Annotated in this window: 16 protein-coding genes; 13 read left to right on the top strand and 3 right to left on the bottom strand. The window is 66.2% G+C overall.

The genetic code is table 11. The features are described 5' to 3' along the window. Positions 1–148 precede the first annotated feature (148 nt). The 9 genes from M0D43_RS16040 (at position 149) to M0D43_RS16000 (ending at position 10,101) form a co-directional block, all read left to right on the top strand. On the top strand, positions 149–847 hold the full coding sequence (locus M0D43_RS16040; protein ID WP_252162191.1) for an HAD family hydrolase: 699 nt from the start codon (positions 149–151) through the stop codon (positions 845–847). 25 nt (positions 848–872) lie between these two features. Further along, on the top strand, positions 873–1,826 hold the full coding sequence (locus M0D43_RS16035; RefSeq protein WP_252162190.1) for a sugar-binding transcriptional regulator: 954 nt from the start codon (positions 873–875) through the stop codon (positions 1,824–1,826). A gap of 185 nt (positions 1,827–2,011) precedes the next feature. Continuing rightward, complete coding sequence (locus tag M0D43_RS16030; protein ID WP_252162189.1) at positions 2,012–3,355, top strand: ABC transporter substrate-binding protein; 1,344 nt, start codon at positions 2,012–2,014, stop codon at positions 3,353–3,355. Between the two features lie 93 nt (positions 3,356–3,448). Next, positions 3,449–4,744 (top strand): carbohydrate porin, encoded by a 1,296-nt coding sequence (locus M0D43_RS16025; protein ID WP_252162188.1) that lies wholly within the window; start codon positions 3,449–3,451, stop codon positions 4,742–4,744. A 103-nt stretch (positions 4,745–4,847) separates the two neighbouring features. Beyond that, positions 4,848–5,717 (top strand): carbohydrate ABC transporter permease, encoded by an 870-nt coding sequence (locus M0D43_RS16020; protein ID WP_252162187.1) that lies wholly within the window; start codon positions 4,848–4,850, stop codon positions 5,715–5,717. Between the two features lies 1 nt (position 5,718). Then, a complete protein-coding gene (locus tag M0D43_RS16015; RefSeq protein WP_101361989.1) occupies positions 5,719–6,549 on the top strand; it encodes a carbohydrate ABC transporter permease in 831 nt (276 codons plus the stop codon). A 25-nt stretch (positions 6,550–6,574) separates the two neighbouring features. Continuing rightward, a complete protein-coding gene (locus M0D43_RS16010) occupies positions 6,575–7,594 on the top strand; it encodes an ABC transporter ATP-binding protein (protein WP_260807357.1) in 1,020 nt (339 codons plus the stop codon). Between the two features lie 74 nt (positions 7,595–7,668). Then, positions 7,669–8,442, top strand: coding sequence for an SDR family NAD(P)-dependent oxidoreductase (locus M0D43_RS16005; protein ID WP_252162186.1), 774 nt, complete (start codon positions 7,669–7,671; stop codon positions 8,440–8,442). Between the two features lie 3 nt (positions 8,443–8,445). Continuing rightward, a complete protein-coding gene (locus M0D43_RS16000) occupies positions 8,446–10,101 on the top strand; it encodes an FGGY-family carbohydrate kinase (RefSeq protein ID WP_252162185.1) in 1,656 nt (551 codons plus the stop codon). A gap of 307 nt (positions 10,102–10,408) precedes the next feature. Here M0D43_RS16000 and rpoZ read toward each other — a convergent pair whose 3' ends face one another. The 3 genes from rpoZ to M0D43_RS15985 all read right to left on the bottom strand — a co-directional run bounded on the left by rpoZ (position 10,409) and on the right by M0D43_RS15985 (position 12,630). Then, entirely contained in the window at positions 10,409–10,708 is a 300-nt protein-coding gene (gene rpoZ, locus M0D43_RS15995) for a DNA-directed RNA polymerase subunit omega (RefSeq protein WP_002812428.1), read from the bottom strand. Positions 10,709–11,006: 298 nt separating this feature from the next. Beyond that, positions 11,007–11,618, bottom strand: coding sequence for a guanylate kinase (gene gmk, locus M0D43_RS15990; RefSeq protein WP_005996765.1), 612 nt, complete (start codon positions 11,616–11,618; stop codon positions 11,007–11,009). A 151-nt stretch (positions 11,619–11,769) separates the two neighbouring features. After that, positions 11,770–12,630, bottom strand: a complete 861-nt coding sequence (locus M0D43_RS15985) for a YicC/YloC family endoribonuclease (RefSeq protein WP_252162184.1) — start codon at positions 12,628–12,630, stop codon at positions 11,770–11,772. A 113-nt stretch (positions 12,631–12,743) separates the two neighbouring features. On the opposite strand from M0D43_RS15985, the gene rph reads away from it, so the two are divergent. The 4 genes from rph to hemW are packed head-to-tail and all read left to right on the top strand — an operon-like array spanning position 12,744 to position 15,627. Further along, entirely contained in the window at positions 12,744–13,469 is a 726-nt protein-coding gene (gene rph / locus M0D43_RS15980) for a ribonuclease PH (RefSeq protein ID WP_101361994.1), read from the top strand. Continuing rightward, the gene (locus M0D43_RS15975; protein ID WP_252162183.1) at positions 13,466–13,858 is read left to right on the top strand and encodes a VOC family protein; all 393 of its coding nucleotides are present in this window, start codon (positions 13,466–13,468) and stop codon (positions 13,856–13,858) included. The genes rph and M0D43_RS15975 overlap by 4 nt, the downstream gene beginning before the upstream one ends. Then, positions 13,855–14,454, top strand: coding sequence for an RdgB/HAM1 family non-canonical purine NTP pyrophosphatase (gene rdgB / locus M0D43_RS15970; RefSeq protein WP_252162182.1), 600 nt, complete (start codon positions 13,855–13,857; stop codon positions 14,452–14,454). The genes M0D43_RS15975 and rdgB overlap by 4 nt, the downstream gene beginning before the upstream one ends. A gap of 15 nt (positions 14,455–14,469) precedes the next feature. Continuing rightward, complete coding sequence (gene hemW / locus M0D43_RS15965) at positions 14,470–15,627, top strand: radical SAM family heme chaperone HemW (protein ID WP_252162181.1); 1,158 nt, start codon at positions 14,470–14,472, stop codon at positions 15,625–15,627. Positions 15,628–15,715: the final 88 nt, after the last annotated feature.

Genomic DNA, 15,715 nt, shown 5'->3' with positions numbered 1-15,715 from the left:
GACAGGTTGGCTGGCTGCGATCGGCCGCTGCGTCGCCGCCCCGCGCCAGCCGTAGCGGCCCCGGACGCGCGGCCTGCAATTCTGCCCAGCCAAGCGGCATTTGCCCGACTGCTACACTCGGACCCGCGCCACTCCAGGGACTCCACCCATGCTTGCTCCCCCCGACCTGCTGATCTTCGATTGCGACGGCGTGCTGGTCGACAGCGAGCCGTTGGCGTGCGCGGTCCTGGCCCAGGCACTGCAGCAACACGGCGTGGACATCGACATCGACGGGGTCCAGCAGCACTTCCTCGGGCGCAGCCTGGGCAGCGTGCGTGCGCATGTGCAGACGCTGGAGCGCACACTGCCGGACACCTTCGAGCGCGACCTCAATGCCGCGTTGCTGGCACGCTTTGCCACTGAGCTGCAGCCGATGGCGGGCGTGGCCGCGCTGCTGGACGCACTGCAGATACCGCGCTGCGTCGCCTCGTCCAGCCATCTGGAACGGGTGCGCCTGTGCTTGCAGGTCACCGGCCTGGCCGGTCATTTTGGCGCGCACATCTACACCGCCGAGCAGGTCGCCCGCGGCAAACCTGCGCCGGATCTGTTCCTGCTCGCCGCCGCACGCATGCAGGTCGAGCCAGCGTCCTGCCTGGTGATCGAAGACAGCCCCAGCGGCGTGCTGGCCGCCTGTGCGGCCGGGATGCAGGTCTGGGGATTCACCGGCGGCGGCCATCACCGCGCAACCGCGGCCGCCGCCGTGTCGCTCGCTGCCGCAGGCGCATCGCAGGTGTTCGCAGACATGCCGGCCGTCGCCGCAGCGCTGGGTGCCATCGGAACCCAGCGCCGGGGCACTACGTTAGGCTGAGACTTCCACGCAGACAGATGTGACGATGGCAAACCCCGATAACGACACCAGCCGACTCGATGCCGCAGCCAGGGCGGGCTGGCTGTACTACATCGCCGGCAACACCCAGGACGAGATCGCACGCAAGCTCAAGGTCTCGCGCGCAACAGCGCAGCGCCTGGTGTCGTTGTGCCTGAGCCAGCGGTTGATCACCTTCCGGCTGGAACATCCGATCGCCGCCTGCATGGATCTGGCCGCGCAGCTGCAGGACCGTTTCGGCATGCGCTATTGCGAGGTCGCGCCCACCGACCCGGCCGACCCGCACCTGGTCACCGGTGTCGCCGAACGTGCCGCGGCGCTGCTGGAATCCACCCTGCGCAGCGACACCCCGAGCATCATCGGCATCGGCACCGGCCGTGCCATGCGCGCGGCAGTGGAGCGCATCCCCGCGATGCAGACGCGGAATCATCAGCTGGTTTCGCTGGTCGGCAACATTTCCCCGGATGGCTCGGCCAGTCCGTTCGATGCAGTGGCCCGCCTGGCCGACCTGACCGGCGCGCAGCACTACCCGATGCCGCTGCCGGTGTTTCTGTCCTCGCAGGAAGAGCGCGAAACGCTGCTGGGAATCGAGGCGGTGCGCAGGGTCCGTGCGATCGCCGCAAAGGCCGATCTGCGCTTGGTCGGTGTCGGTCAGCTCGATCAGACCGCGCCCCTGCATGTGGATGGCTTCATCAGCCGCACCGAACTGCTGGACCTGATCCGGCTGGGCGCAGTGGGCGAAGTGATCGGCTGGGCGCTCACCGCAACCGGCGACATTATCGATGCAGGCACCAACCTGCGTTTGACCAGCGTGCCGCATCCGGTGCCGGCGACCAGCCTGTCGATCGGCGTGGCCGTGGGCAACGCCAAGGTGGGCCCGATCAAGGCCGCGCTGAAGGGCCGCATCCTCAATGGCCTGATCACCGACGAGTACACCGCCAAGGCCTTGCTCGCCAGCTGAGCGGCGCAATCGCAGCGGGGCTGGATGGCAGTTCATTGCTGAAATTTGCCGGCATGCACGGGCACGTTGGCGTGCGCGGCGATGCTGCGCTGCACGATCGAAAGTGCTTTACAGCGCGGCAAGGCCGTGGGCATATGCGCATCACACGGGCATTTACTCAACCAACCTCACGCTGAGGCATCGGTATGAACACTTCGATCAAGACCCTGATCGGCGCGGCACTGAGCGCCACACTGGCGGCATGCGGCGGCGGCACGCACGACGGCGGCGCGGCGTCCAAGCCAGACACCCTGGTGATCGCCACGGTCAACAACGGCGACATGATCCGCATGCAGAAGCTCACCTCGGATTTCACCGCCACCCATCCGCAGATCAAGCTTGAGTGGGTCACGCTGGAAGAGAACGTGCTGCGCCAGCGCGTCACCACCGACATCGCCACCAAGGGCGGCCAGTTCGATGTACTGACCATCGGCACCTACGAGGTACCGATCTGGGCCGAGCGCGGCTGGCTCAAGCCGCTGACGTTCGATGCGGACTATCAGGTGGACGATCTGATCCCGCAGATCCGCGACGCGGTCAGTCACAAGGGACAGGTGTATGCCGCGCCGTTCTACGCCGAAGGCTCGATGCTGATGTACCGCACCGACCTGCTGCAAAAGGCCGGCCTGAGCATGCCGGTGCAGCCCTCGTGGAGCTTCGTGGCCGACGCCGCCCGCAAGATGACCGACAAGCAGGCCGGCATCTACGGCATCTGTCTGCGCGGCAAGGCCGGCTGGGGCGAGAACATGGCCTTGATCAGCGCGATGGGCAATGCCTTCGGTGCGCGCTGGTTCGACGAACAATGGAAACCGCAGTTCGACCAGCCGGAATGGAAGGCCGCACTGCAGACCTATGTGGATGTCATGAAGCAGGCCGGCCCGCCGGGTGCCGCATCCAACGGCTTCAACGAGAACCTTGCGCTGTTCACCGCAGGCAAGTGCGCGATGTGGGTCGATGCCACGGTGGCCGCATCGTTCATCAGCAATCCCGGCGAATCCAAGGTCTCGGACAAGGTCGGTTTTGCTGCGGCGCCGGACGCGGGCAAGGGCAAGACCACCGGCTGGCTGTGGGCCTGGAATCTGGCCATCCCGGCCAGCTCGAACAAGGCCGACAAGGCGCAGGCATTCATCGCCTGGGCCACCAGCAAGGACTACACCGAGCTGGTGGCCGGCAAGGAAGGCTGGGGCAATGTTCCGCCGGGGACGCGCCAGTCGCTGTACACCACTGCCGACTACCTCAAGGCCGCCCCCTTCGCCAAGCAGACCCTGGCTGCCATCCAGGGCGCCGACACGCATCACCCCACGGTCAAGCCGGTACCCTATGTCGGCGTGCAGTACGCGGCCATTCCCGAGTTCCAGTCGATCGGCACCACCGTGGGCCAGCAGTTTTCCGCTGCGCTCACCGGCTCGATCAGCGTCGATGACGCGTTGAAGAACGCGCAGGCCGCCACCGAGCGCGAGATGCAGCGGGCCGGTTACCCCAAACGCTAAGCCGCTGCGATGGGCCGGGCGCCCCGCCCGGCCGCCCCCTTGCCACAGATATGTTCCGGCGTCACGGCGCCGCACCTTCCCACGAGGCAATCGATGAAGATCAGGCACACCACACCTGCGCTGACGATGCTGCTCGCCGGTATGGCCTGCACCCAGGCCAGCGCCCAGGCATTCGATCCGGACAAGCATATCGGCGGCGACTGGGGCGGCCTGCGCAGCCGGCTGGCCGATGACGGCATCCAGTTCAAATTGGCGCACTTCAGCCAGACCGCGCACAACACCTCCGGCGGGCTGCGCGAACGCACTGCCTATGCCGATCAATTCTTTTTGGGCGGCTACTTCGATCTGCAACGGCTGTGGGGCTGGTCCGGCGCCGATTTCAAGCTGGAGATCACCAATCGCAACGGCGAGTTGATCAACAACACCGCAGGCATCCCCACGCTCCTGCAATCGCAGCAGATCTTCGGACGCGGCGATGTCACACGCCTGACCCAGTTCTCGCTGACCCAGCGCCTGTTCGAGGACAGGCTGACACTGAAGGGCGGCCGCCTGTATCCCAGCGCCGACTTCTTCGCGCTGAATTGCAACTACCAGCACCTGACCTTCTGCAGCGGCGGCTCGTCCAACTACATCAGCAACAACTGGTATGGCGACCCGCTCAGCGCCTGGGGCGGCGTGGTCACTTTCAGCCCGGACAAACGCTGGTTTTTCCGCGTGGGCGGCTACGATGCCAACCCGCAGAACCGATCCACCGACCAAGGCCTCAAGCTCGGCACCTCCGGCGACGACCACGGTACCCTGCTGGTGGCCGAAGTGGAGTACAAGCCCGACTACGGCAACGGGATCGATGGCGACTACCGGATCGGCACGACCCGCAACAGCAACGATCAACCGCGCGTCTACACCCGCTCGGGCGTGCCGACCAGCCTCGGCACCGATCCGGCCGCGCTGCAGGACACCGACCGCGCGTTCTACGCCAACGTTGAACAACAGGTCACCAGCAATGGCGCCGGGGGCGGCTTGCGGCTGTTCGCCAGCATCATCGACGCCGACGACCAGGTCAGCACGGTGGGTCAGGTGCTGGCCGTCGGCGGGTTCTGGAAAGGACTGTCCGCCGCGCGCCCCAACGACCGCGTCGGCGTGGCGATCGGCCGCAATGCACTCAGCGATCGCCTGCGTGCGGCGCAGACCCGCTACAACCAGCGCCTGCCCGCGGGCGCGGCGGCCATCGGCGTGCAGCGCTACGAATATCCCATCGAGCTCAATTACAACATTGCCGTCAGCCGCGGGATCGAAGTGATGCCCAGCGTGCAGTACATCCGTCATCCGGGCGGACTGGATGGCGACAACGCCACCATCCTCGGCCTGCAGGTCAGCCTGAACTTCTGACGCCCGACCCGGCCGTGCGTTCGACGCCCGCCCCTGCGTCGACGCAGCGGTCCGCTGCCATGCATCGCAGGCGCGCTGCCTACCTTCATCCTGGACCTTGCCGATGGCCACGCATCAAACGCAAAAACTCGCACGGTTCCTGATCGCGCCGTCGATCGTGCTGCTGCTGGCCTGGATGATCGTGCCGCTGGCGATGACGGTGTGGTTTTCCACGTTGAACTACAACCTGCTCACGCCGGAAAAGACTTTCGTCGGGCTGGGCAACTACCGCTACTTCCTGGGCAACCCGGCCTTCATGTCATCGCTGGGCAATACCTTGTCGCTGGTCGGGTCGGTGCTGGCGATCACTGCGGTGTTCGGGGTGCTGATCGCGCTGCTGCTGGACCAGGTGTTCGTGGGCCGCCGCATCGTGCGCTTGATGCTGATCGCGCCGTTCTTCGTGATGCCGACGGTGAGCGCGCTGATCTGGAAGAACCTGCTGATGCATCCGGTGTCCGGGCTGCTGGCGTGGCTTTGGCAGAGCGTGGGGCTGACCCCGATCGACTGGTTCACCCAGTACCCGATGTTCTCCATCATCGTCATCGTGGCCTGGCAATGGTTGCCGTTTGCGGTGCTGATCCTGCTGACCGCGTTGCAGTCACTGGATGAAGAACAGCAGGAAGCGGCGCTGATGGACGGCGCCGGAGCGTTGGACCGCTTCTTCCATCTGACCCTGCCACATCTGGCGCGCCCGCTGACCATCGTGGTGCTGATCGAAACCATCTTCCTGCTCACCGTATTCGTGGAGATCTACGTCACCACCGGCGGCGGGCCCGGCCTGCAGACCACCAATCTGGCCTACCTGATCTATTCGCAGGCGCTGCTGCAATACGACGTCGGCGCCGCGTCGGCAGGCGGATTGATCGCCGTGGTGCTGGCCAATATCGCAGCCATCTTCCTGGTGCGCATCGTCGGCAAGAACCTGGAGACCTGAGATGGCCCGTCGCACTCCCACGCTGCAGATCCTCCTCACCACGGTCGCCGCATGGGCGGTCGGCGGCGTGATCTTCTTCCCCATCCTGTGGATGCTGCTGACCAGCTTCAAGACCGAGGTCGATGCGTTTTCCAGCCCGCCCAGCTTCGTATTCTTCCATTGGACACTGGAAAACTATGTCGCCGTGCAGGGACGCAGCGACTACTTCGCGCATGCCTGGAATTCGGTGGCGGTGTCGCTGGGCTCGACCCTGATCGCGCTGGCCATCGCCATCCCTGCCGCGTGGTCGATGGCGTTCTCGCCCACCAAGCGCACGCGCGGCATCCTGTTGTGGATGTTGTCCACCAAGATGCTGCCGCCGGTGGGCGTCCTGGTGCCGATCTATCTGCTCTACCGCGATTCCGGGTTATTGGATACGCAGCTGGGCCTGATCATCGTGCTGTGCCTGAGCAACCTGCCGATCATGGTCTGGATGCTGTTCAACTACTTCAAGGACATCCCCAAGGACATCCTGGAAGCGGCGCGCATGGATGGCGCCACCATCGGCAAGGAGATCCTCTACATCCTGGCGCCGATGGCCGTTCCCGGCATCGCGTCTTCGCTGCTGCTCAACGTGATCCTGGCCTGGAACGAGGCGTTCTGGTCGTTGAACCTGTCCTCGTCGCAGGCCTCGCCGTTGACTGCGTTCATCGCCTCGTACTCCAGCCCGGAAGGCCTGTTCTGGGCCAAGTTGTCGGCCGCCTCGACCATGGCCATCGCGCCGATCCTGGTGCTGGGCTGGTTCTGCCAGAAGCAGCTCGTGCGCGGGCTCACCTTCGGCGCGGTGAAGTAGCTCACTCAACTTTGATAGGTGGTTCATGGGACGCATCACGCTGCAAGGTGTCAGCAAATCCTTCGACGACACACAGGTCATCCACGGCGCGGATCTGGAGATCGAGGATGGCAAGTTCGTGGTCTTCGTCGGTCCGTCCGGCTGCGGCAAGACCACGTTATTGCGCTTGATCGCCGGGCTGGAAGACGTCAGCGGCGGGCGCATCCTCATCGACGGCCAGGACGTCACCGCACTGGCGCCGGCCAAGCGTGGCTTGTCGATGGTGTTCCAGTCGTATGCGCTGTATCCGCACATGAGCGTGCGCAAGAACATCGCCTTCGGCCTGAAGATGGCGCGCGTGCCCGGCGCCGAGATCGAGCGGCGCGTGGCGCAGGCCGCCAGCGTGCTCAATCTCAGCGATTATCTCGACCGCAAGCCCGGGCAGTTGTCCGGCGGCCAGCGCCAGCGCGTGGCGATCGGCCGGGCCATCGTGCGCGAGCCCAAGGGGTTTTTGTTCGACGAGCCGCTGTCCAATCTGGATGCCGCCCTGCGCGTGCAGATGCGGCTGGAAGTCACCCGCCTGCAGAAGCAACTCAAGACCACCGCGGTGTATGTCACCCACGACCAGGTCGAAGCGATGACCATGGCCGACCAGATCGTGGTGCTGCAGGCCGGACGTATCGAACAGGTGGGCACGCCGCTGGAGTTGTACGAACGCCCTGCCAACGTGTTCGTGGCCGGTTTCATCGGCTCGCCACGCATGAATCTGCTGCAGGGCGAGGCAGCCGCGCGCCACGGCGCAGCCACGCTCGGGGTACGCCCGGAACATATCGACGTGCAGCGCGGCAGCTCCGCACCCGGCACCGGCGATGCCTGGCAGGGCAGCGTGATCCAGGCCGAGCACCTGGGCAGCGACACCTTCGTGTACGTGGAGATCCCCGGCGTGGGCACGGTCGATGCGCGCTGCACCGGCGATCTGCGTGTGCACGTCGGCGAGACGGTGACCCTGATCCCCGACCCGGAGCATCTGCACCGCTTCGACGCGCAGCAACAGGCCATGCGCTGAGCGCACCACTTCCTCGTTGTTCCTCCCCCGTTCTCGCCACTCCCCCACGATCAAGACCAGCAGGAGATATGCCGATGTATCTGGACAAGTTCAAACTCGATGGCCGTGTGGCGGTCGTCACTGGCGGCGGCCGCGCGATCGGTCTGGCCATTTGCCAGGCGCTGGCCGAAGCCGGTGCCAAGGTGGTCATCGCCGATCACGATGGCGATGTGGCCGAGCAAGGCCTGGCCACGCTGCGCAGCAAGGGACTGGATGCGCAGGTCGTGCAGATGGACGTCACCGATTCGGCACGCGTCACCAGCGTGGCCGATGCGTTGAACTCCCAGTTCGGCAAGGTCGACATCCTGGTCAACAACGCCGGCATCGCCCGTAGCCAGACCCCGGCCGAAACGGTCACCGACGAGCACTGGCTCAACGTCATCGACGTCAATCTCAACGGCACGTTCTGGTGCTGCCGCGCGTTCGGCAAGCACATGCTGGACAGCGGCGATGGCGTGATCGTCAATGTCGGCTCGATGTCCGGCTTCATCGTCAACAAACCGCAGGCGCAGGCCTACTACAACGCTTCCAAGGCCGCGGTGCATCACCTGACCAAATCGCTGGCCGCCGAGTGGGGCGCGCGCGGTGTGCGCGTCAATGCAGTCGCGCCGACCTACATCGCCACGCCACTCAATGCCTTCGTCAAGGAAGATCCGGCGATGTACGACGCCTGGATCGGCGGTACGCCGATGGGGCGGCTGGGCGAAGTGGAAGAAATCGCCTCGGTGGCGCTGTTCCTGGCCTCCCCTGCCGCCAGCCTGATGACCGGCAGTATCGTGCTGGCCGACGGCGGCTATACCTGCTGGTAAATCATGCAAGCGACCAACGAGGCGATCTACATCGGCGTGGACGTGGGCACCGGCAGCGCCCGCGCCGGGCTGTTCGACGCGCACGGACAGTTGCTCGGCACCGCGCGCCACGCCATCCAGACCTGGTACCTGCCCGGCGAGATGGTCGAGCAATCCTCGGCAGACATCTGGCAGGCCTGCGTGCAGGCGATCCGCGCCGCGCTGGCGCAAGCAGGCGTGGACGCCGCGCGGGTGGCCGGCATCGGCTTCGATGCCACCTGCTCGCTGGTGGCGGTGGCCGCCGACGGCGGGCCGGTGTGCATCAGTCCCAGCGGCCAGGCCGAGCGCGATGTGATCGTGTGGATGGACCACCGCGCCATCGCCCAGGCCGCGTCCATCAATGCCACCGACGAGCCGGTGCTGCGCTACGTCGGCGGGCAGATTTCTCCGGAGATGCAGACTCCCAAGCTGCTGTGGCTCAAGCAGCACCTGCCGGACAGCTACGCGCGCGCGGCGCACTTCTTCGACCTGGCCGATTGGCTGAGCTGGCGCGCCACCGGCAGCACCGCGCGTTCGCTGTGCACGGTGACCTGCAAGTGGACCTACGTGCAGCACGACGGAGGCTGGAGCCGGCGTTACTTCGAACGCATCGGCCTGGCCGACCTGCTGGACGATGCGGCCGCGCGGATCGGCAGCACCGTGGTGCCGCCGGGCACGGCACTGGGCCGGGGGCTGACAGCGCGCGCTGCCGGCGAGCTGGGCCTGCGTGCGGGCACCGCAGTGGGCGCGGCGTTGATCGATGCCCACGCCGGTGCCATCGGCACGCTCGCCAGCCCGTCTGCAGATGGCCAGCCGATGCCGCTCACCGCACGCTTGGCCTATATCTTCGGCACTTCGGCCTGCGTGCTGGCCAGCACCCAGACGCCATGCTTCACGCCCGGCGTGTGGGGGCCTTACGGCTCCGCACTGGTCCCGGGGCTGTGGCTCAACGAAGGTGGCCAATCCGCCGCCGGCATCGCAATCGACACCCTGGTGCGCTCCCATCCGGGCTATGCCGACGCCAACGCGCAGGCGACCGCTGCAGGCCGCGATGTACTGCAGTGGCTGGAAGAGCGCGTGCTGGCACGCGTTGGCAGTGCATCCCAGGCCGCCGTGCTGGCGCGCGGGCTGCACGTGCTGCCGGAGTATCTGGGCAACCGCTCTCCCGATGCCGACCCCAACGCCCGCGCGATGATCGCCGGGCTGACCATCGACCACGACCTGCAAGGTCTGGAAGCGCTGTACGTGGCCGGCATCTGCGGCCTGGGTTACGGGCTGGCCGACATCATCGATGCGCTGCGCGCGCAGGCAGTGACGTTCGACAGCGTGATCATGAGCGGCGGCGCCAGCCACAGCCGCCTGGTCCGCCAGTTGATGGCCGATGCCTGCGGCGTACCGGTGCAGGTCGCGGCCACCGCCGAACCGGTGCTGCTGGGCAGCGCGATGCTGGCCGCCGTGGCCAGCGGCGGTTTTGCCGATCTGCCGGCAGCGATGTCGGCGATGAGCGGCCTGGGCGCGAGCACCGCAGCGACGCCGGAAGACATCGCACGCTTGCATGCCGCAAAGCGGCGCGGGTACCAGGCCATGCAGGCGCTGGACCGGCAGCTGCGCCACACGATGGAAGACATCGGCGCACGATGACTGCCGACGCCTGCGGCGCGCGAGCGGCAAGCACGGGCGTGGTTGGCGTCGGTCTGACGACCAGCGCGCGGATCGGTTAGCTGCGCTGCATCGAGGTCGATAAAAACGGCCAGGGCACCGTCGCGGGCAGCGGTCGGATGCAGCACGCGGCGCGCAGCATGCACCCCACACGGCGGCGCAGCGCGAGCTACGGAGGCGTCCCACCCTGTCGCAGTCATCCCGTCGCTCGCGCCATCCCTCAAAACGCAGACAGCCCGCACAAGGCGGGCTGTCCGGAGATCGTTGGCCACCGCAGCGGCCGGGACGATCAGTCGTCGTTCTTGGACATGTCTTCGTCGGCCACCACTTCAGCGGCGGCCCATTCCAGCGCTTCGCGCTCGGCACGCTCGCGTTCGGCCTTCTCGACTTCATCGATCAGCGCGTTGTCGATCCGGCGGGCGGCGATCTCGCGCAGCGCCATCACGGTGGGCTTGTCGCTGGCGTCTGCGTTTTCGATCAACGGCTGCACGCCGTTGGCGAGCTGACGGGCGCGCTTGGAGGCCATCATGACCAGCTCGAAACGGTTGTTCACGACTTCCAGGCAATCTTCTACGGTAATGCGGGCCATGCGGGCTCCCGGCGACCAGCAACGGCCGCGCATCGAATGAGGGAAAGGGGGGCGGAGTGTACGCCTGCGCGGCTGGGCGGGCAACCGGCGGTCATTCAGTTCGCTTTGGAATCAGTCACTTGGAGCAGATCGATCAAGCCGCAGCACTGCCCTGGTGCGCAGAACGGGCCCCCACGCCTGGCCCGGCCGCCGGCCTGTCAGCTGCGGCGGCGCGCTGGCCGAGCATCGATTTCCAGCTGCAGCGTCGTCGCTACGCTGGCATCGCCGATCGCCGCTCCGGCCCTGGCGCACCAGCAACTCAGTCCAGCAACGCCTGGATCAGGCCGGCATGCCGCTGCTGCTGCGCCTGCCGACGCAGCCGGCTGGCGGTGAAGATGGCGCACATCTCCGAGACCGCGGTGTCGAAGGTCTCGTTGATGATGACGTAATCGAACTCTTCGAAATGCAGCATCTCTTCGCGCGCGGCAGCCAGGCGCTGCGCCATCACGTCCTCGCTGTCCTGGCCGCGCTTGCGCATGCGCTCGTCCAGCGCCTGGCGCGACGGCGGCAGGATGAACACGCTCACCGCATCGGGCACCTTCTGGCGGACCTGGCGCGCACCCTGCCAATCGATCTCCAGCAGCACGTCGTGACCGGCCGCCAGCTGCGGCTCCACCGACTGCCGCGCCGTGCCCTTCCAGTCGCCATGCACCAGCGCGTATTCGAAGAAGTCGCCCGCCTCGATCATGCCCTGGAACTCGTCGGCCGACACGAAATGGTAGTGCTCGGCATGCCGCTCGCCCGGCCGTGGCGCGCGCGAGGTGAACGAGATCGACAAGGCGATCTTCGGGTCGCGCGCCAGGGTGGCGTTGACGATGCTGCTCTTGCCGGCGCCCGAGGGGGCCGCAACGATATAGAGGGTGCCGCGCATAGATCAGGGATTCGTGATTGGGGAGTCGGGATTCGCGAACGGGCTGCGGACCGGTACCACCGGGGTCGACATGCTACCGGGATTGGACCCAGCCCGCAGATAGAGGGGCGTGCAGTTGCCCCATCCCGAATCCCGAATCCCCAAATCCCGGTTATTCGATGTTCTGCACCTGCTCGCGGATCTGGTCGATCAGCACCTTCAGATCCACCGCGGCATTGGACGTGCGGCTGTCCACCGACTTGGAACCCAGGGTATTGGCTTCGCGGTTGAATTCCTGCAGCAGGAAGTCCAGGCGACGGCCGACTGGCTCGCGCTGCTTGAGCACGCGGCGGATTTCGGCGATGTGGCTGGACAGGCGGTCCAGTTCCTCGTCCACATCGAGCTTCTGCAACCACAGCACCAGTTCCTGCTCGGCGCGGCCAGCGTCCACCGGATGCGGCAGATCGGCCAGGCGTGCAGCCAGCTTGGCGCGCTGCCCCTCGCGGATCACCGGAATCAAGATGCGCACCTCGGCGGCGATGCGTTCGATCGCGTCCACACGTTCGCTGATCGCCTCGGCCAGCTTGCCACCTTCGCGCTCGCGCGCAACCACAAAACTGTCGACCACTTCATCGAGCAAGGCCATCGCCTGTGCCTGCAGCGCAGGCGCATCCACGTCCTGCACCTGCAGGACGCCCGGCAGCTGCAGCAGATCGGTGAAGCCCACCTGCAACTTGGGAAACAGCCCGTCCAGCCGCGTGGCCAGCGCACCCAGTTCCTGCAGCAGCGATTCGTTGACCGCCAGCGTCTGCGCGTTGTCCGGCGCGCGCAGGCGCAACGTCAGGTCCAGCTTGCCGCGGCTGTTCTTGGCTGCCACGCGTTCGCGCAGCAACGGTTCCAGCGCACGCAGTTCTTCGGGCAGGCGCACGCCCACTTCCAGAAAGCGGTGGTTGACCGAGCGCAGCTCGCAACCCAGCGTGCCCCAGGGCGTGATGCGTTCGCCGCCGGCAAACGCGGTCATGCTTCGGATCATCGTCAATCCCGTACCGTCAAAGCGCGAATGGTACCCTAGCCGCCCACACCGGCCGGCTGCTGCCCGCCGTGCATTGGCGCCAAGACCCACCTCCCGACTTCCGGACTCATCGCATGACCTTTTCCCGTCCCAGCGGCCGCACGGCCGATCAGCTGCGCCCGGTGCGCATCGAACGCTCCTTCACCCGCCATGCCGAAGGCTCGGTGCTGGTGAGCTTCGGCGACACCCGCGTGCTGTGCACCGCCAGCGTGGAAAACCGCGTCCCGAACTTCCTGCGCGGCAAGGGCGAAGGCTGGGTGACCGCCGAATACGGCATGTTGCCGCGCTCCACCCACACCCGTTCCGACCGCGAAGCCGCACGTGGCAAGCAGGGCGGGCGGACGCTGGAAATCCAGCGCCTGATCGGCCGCGCATTGCGCGCCTGCGTGGACCGCACTGCGCTGGGCGAGCGCACCATCACCCTGGACTGCGACGTGCTGCAGGCCGACGGCGGCACCCGCACCGCGGCGATCACCGGCGCCTACGTGGCGCTGGCCGATGCGGTGAACCTGCTGCTCAAGCGCGGCGACATCAAGAAGCACCCGCTGATCGGCGCGGTGGCCGCGGTGTCGGTGGGCATCTATCGCGGCGAGCCGGTGCTGGACCTGGATTACCCCGAAGACAGCGACTGCGACACCGACATGAATGTGGTGATGAACGATGGCGGCGGTTTCATCGAGCTGCAGGGCACTGCCGAAGGCCACGCGTTCCGTCGCGACGAACTCAATGCGCTGCTCGCCCTGGCCGAAAAGGGCATGGGCGAACTGTTCGCCCTGCAACGCGCTGCGCTGGCCGGATGAGCCGTCGTATCGCCCTGACCACCTTGCTGGTTGCCGATTACGATGCGGCCATTGCCTGGTACACCGGCGCGCTGGGTTTCCATGTGTTGCAGGATCGCCAACTCGATGACGGCAAGCGCTGGGTGGTGATCGGCCCTGGCAGTGCGCAGGACGCCGGCTTGCTGCTCGCGCAGCCGGCCGACGCCGCGCAACGCGCTCGCATCGGCGATCAGACCGGAGGGCGAGTGGATCATTTCCTCTACACCGACGACTTCTGGCGCGACCATGCGGCCATGCAGGCCTTCGGCGTGGAATTTCTGGAAACCCCGCGCAAAGAGCCGTACGGCACGGTCGTGGTGTTTCGCGATCTGTACGGCACCAAGTGGGATCTGCTGGAGCCCAAGCAATGAAACAACTGGTCCTGGCCAGCGGCAACGCCGGCAAGCTGGAAGAACTGCGCGCCATGCTGGCCGACCTGCCGCTGCGCATCGTCGCGCAAGGCGACCTCGGCGTGGAAGATGTGCCGGAAACCGGCCTGACCTTCGTCGAAAACGCCTTGATCAAGGCGCGCCATGCCAGCGCAGTGACGGGGTTGCCGGCGCTGGCCGATGACTCCGGGTTGATTGTGGACGCATTGGATGGCGCACCCGGCTTGTACAGCGCGCGCTATGCCGGTAGCCCGACCAATGCGCTGGCCAACAATGCCAAGTTGCTCGATGCCATGCGCGATGTGCCGGCCGATCGCCGCAGCGCGCGGTTTTATGCGGTGATCGTCTTGCTACGGCATCCGGAAGATCCGCAACCACTGATCGCCGAAGGCAGCTGGGAAGGCGTGATCACCACGCAGCCGCGCGGCGATGGCGGCTTCGGCTACAACCCGGTGTTTCTGGATCCGGTGTATGGCCTGACCGCTGCGGAAATGGACACTGGGTTGAAGAACCGCCTAAGCCATCGTGCGGTGGCGCTGGCCACGTTGCAGCACAAGCTGCATGCGTTGTCGCTGTGAAGTACGCCTAGCGCAATGCCCCAGCTGATTCCGCCGCCGCTGTCGCTCTACGTGCACCTGCCCTGGTGCGTGCGCAAATGCCCGTACTGCGATTTCAATTCGCACGCGGCCAAGGGCGTGCTGCCGTTCGAGGAGTACGTGGACGCACTGATCCGCGACCTGGATGCGGATCTGCCGCTGGTGTGGGGCCGCGTGGTGCACTCGGTGTTCTTCGGCGGCGGCACGCCCAGCCTGTTTCCGCCCGAAGCGATCGACCGCTTTTTGCAAGCTGCCTCGGCGCGACTGCGCTTTGCGCCGAATCCTGAAATCACCCTGGAAACCAATCCGGGTACCGCCGAGCACGGCCGTTTCGAGCACTACCGCGCTGCGGGCGTGAACCGTCTGAGCTTCGGCGTGCAGACCTTCGACGACGTGGCGCTGCAACGGCTTGGCCGTATTCACGACAGCGCTGAAGCCGAACGTGCAATCAAACTGGCACAAGACGCCGGCTACGATAATTTCAATATCGACCTGATGTATGCGTTGCCCGAGCAGACGTTGATGCAAGCCGAGCACGATCTGGAACGTGCCTTTGCGCTGCAGCCCACACACCTGTCGCATTACCAGCTCACGCTGGAGCCGAACACGGTGTTCTTCGCGCGGCCGCCCAAGGGTATTCCCGACGACGATGCCGCCTGGGATATCCAGGAACACTGCCAGCGCCTGCTGGCCGACGCCGGCTACGCGCAATACGAAGTGAGTGCGTACGCAAAGCCGGGGCGGCAGTGCGCGCACAACCTCAACTACTGGCGTTTCGGCGACTACCTGGGGATCGGTGCAGGTGCGCACGGCAAGATCAGCTCCGGTGCCGAAGAGCACGTGCTGCGGCGCTGGAAGCACAAACATCCGCAGACTTATCTGGCCAGTGCGGGTACCGCCGCGTCCATCGGCGGCGACGACATCGTGCCGCGCGAACGGCTGCCATTCGAATACATGCTCAATCTGCTGCGCCTGCATGAAGGCTTCCGGCTGAGCGATTTCGAAACCCTTACTGGCCTCGCGGCCTCCGTCATCGAGGTACCGCTGGCGCGCGCGCTGGCACAGGGCTGGATGACCCGGCAGGATGGGCGCGTGGTGCCGACCGAGTTGGGACGTCGGTTTACCAATGATGTGGTCGCGTTGTTCCTGGGCTGAGTCGCCGCAACCCTTTGGTCGATCGGCTGCATGCGCGCAGCGCATGCCCGCACCTGCACCGCGTGGCATCGTGCGAACCGGCTGCGCT

Origin of the sequence: Xanthomonas prunicola, assembly GCF_025266575.1 — a bacterium.
GTDB classification, from domain to species: domain Bacteria; phylum Pseudomonadota; class Gammaproteobacteria; order Xanthomonadales; family Xanthomonadaceae; genus Xanthomonas; species Xanthomonas prunicola.
Note: the sequence above shows the minus strand (reverse complement) of the source record. Positions and strands in the feature narration are given on the sequence as shown.

Excerpts from the sequence above, each read along its gene's own strand:
- M0D43_RS16020 (WP_252162187.1), top strand. The coding sequence starts at position 4,848 with ATGGCCACGCATCAAACGCAAAAACTCGCACGGTTCCTGATCGCGCCG.
- M0D43_RS16000 (WP_252162185.1), top strand. The coding sequence starts at position 8,446 with ATGCAAGCGACCAACGAGGCGATCTACATCGGCGTGGACGTGGGCACC.
- M0D43_RS16005 (WP_252162186.1), top strand. The coding sequence starts at position 7,669 with ATGTATCTGGACAAGTTCAAACTCGATGGCCGTGTGGCGGTCGTCACT.
- rdgB (WP_252162182.1), top strand. The coding sequence starts at position 13,855 with ATGAAACAACTGGTCCTGGCCAGCGGCAACGCCGGCAAGCTGGAAGAA.
- rph (WP_101361994.1), top strand. The coding sequence starts at position 12,744 with ATGACCTTTTCCCGTCCCAGCGGCCGCACGGCCGATCAGCTGCGCCCG.
- gmk (WP_005996765.1), bottom strand. The coding sequence starts at position 11,618 with ATGCGCGGCACCCTCTATATCGTTGCGGCCCCCTCGGGCGCCGGCAAG.
- M0D43_RS16010 (WP_260807357.1), top strand. The coding sequence starts at position 6,575 with ATGGGACGCATCACGCTGCAAGGTGTCAGCAAATCCTTCGACGACACA.
- M0D43_RS16040 (WP_252162191.1), top strand. The coding sequence starts at position 149 with ATGCTTGCTCCCCCCGACCTGCTGATCTTCGATTGCGACGGCGTGCTG.
- rpoZ (WP_002812428.1), bottom strand. The coding sequence starts at position 10,708 with ATGGCCCGCATTACCGTAGAAGATTGCCTGGAAGTCGTGAACAACCGT.
- M0D43_RS15975 (WP_252162183.1), top strand. The coding sequence starts at position 13,466 with ATGAGCCGTCGTATCGCCCTGACCACCTTGCTGGTTGCCGATTACGAT.
- M0D43_RS16030 (WP_252162189.1), top strand. The coding sequence starts at position 2,012 with ATGAACACTTCGATCAAGACCCTGATCGGCGCGGCACTGAGCGCCACA.
- M0D43_RS15985 (WP_252162184.1), bottom strand. The coding sequence starts at position 12,630 with ATGATCCGAAGCATGACCGCGTTTGCCGGCGGCGAACGCATCACGCCC.
- M0D43_RS16015 (WP_101361989.1), top strand. The coding sequence starts at position 5,719 with ATGGCCCGTCGCACTCCCACGCTGCAGATCCTCCTCACCACGGTCGCC.
- M0D43_RS16025 (WP_252162188.1), top strand. The coding sequence starts at position 3,449 with ATGAAGATCAGGCACACCACACCTGCGCTGACGATGCTGCTCGCCGGT.
- M0D43_RS16035 (WP_252162190.1), top strand. The coding sequence starts at position 873 with ATGGCAAACCCCGATAACGACACCAGCCGACTCGATGCCGCAGCCAGG.
- hemW (WP_252162181.1), top strand. The coding sequence starts at position 14,470 with ATGCCCCAGCTGATTCCGCCGCCGCTGTCGCTCTACGTGCACCTGCCC.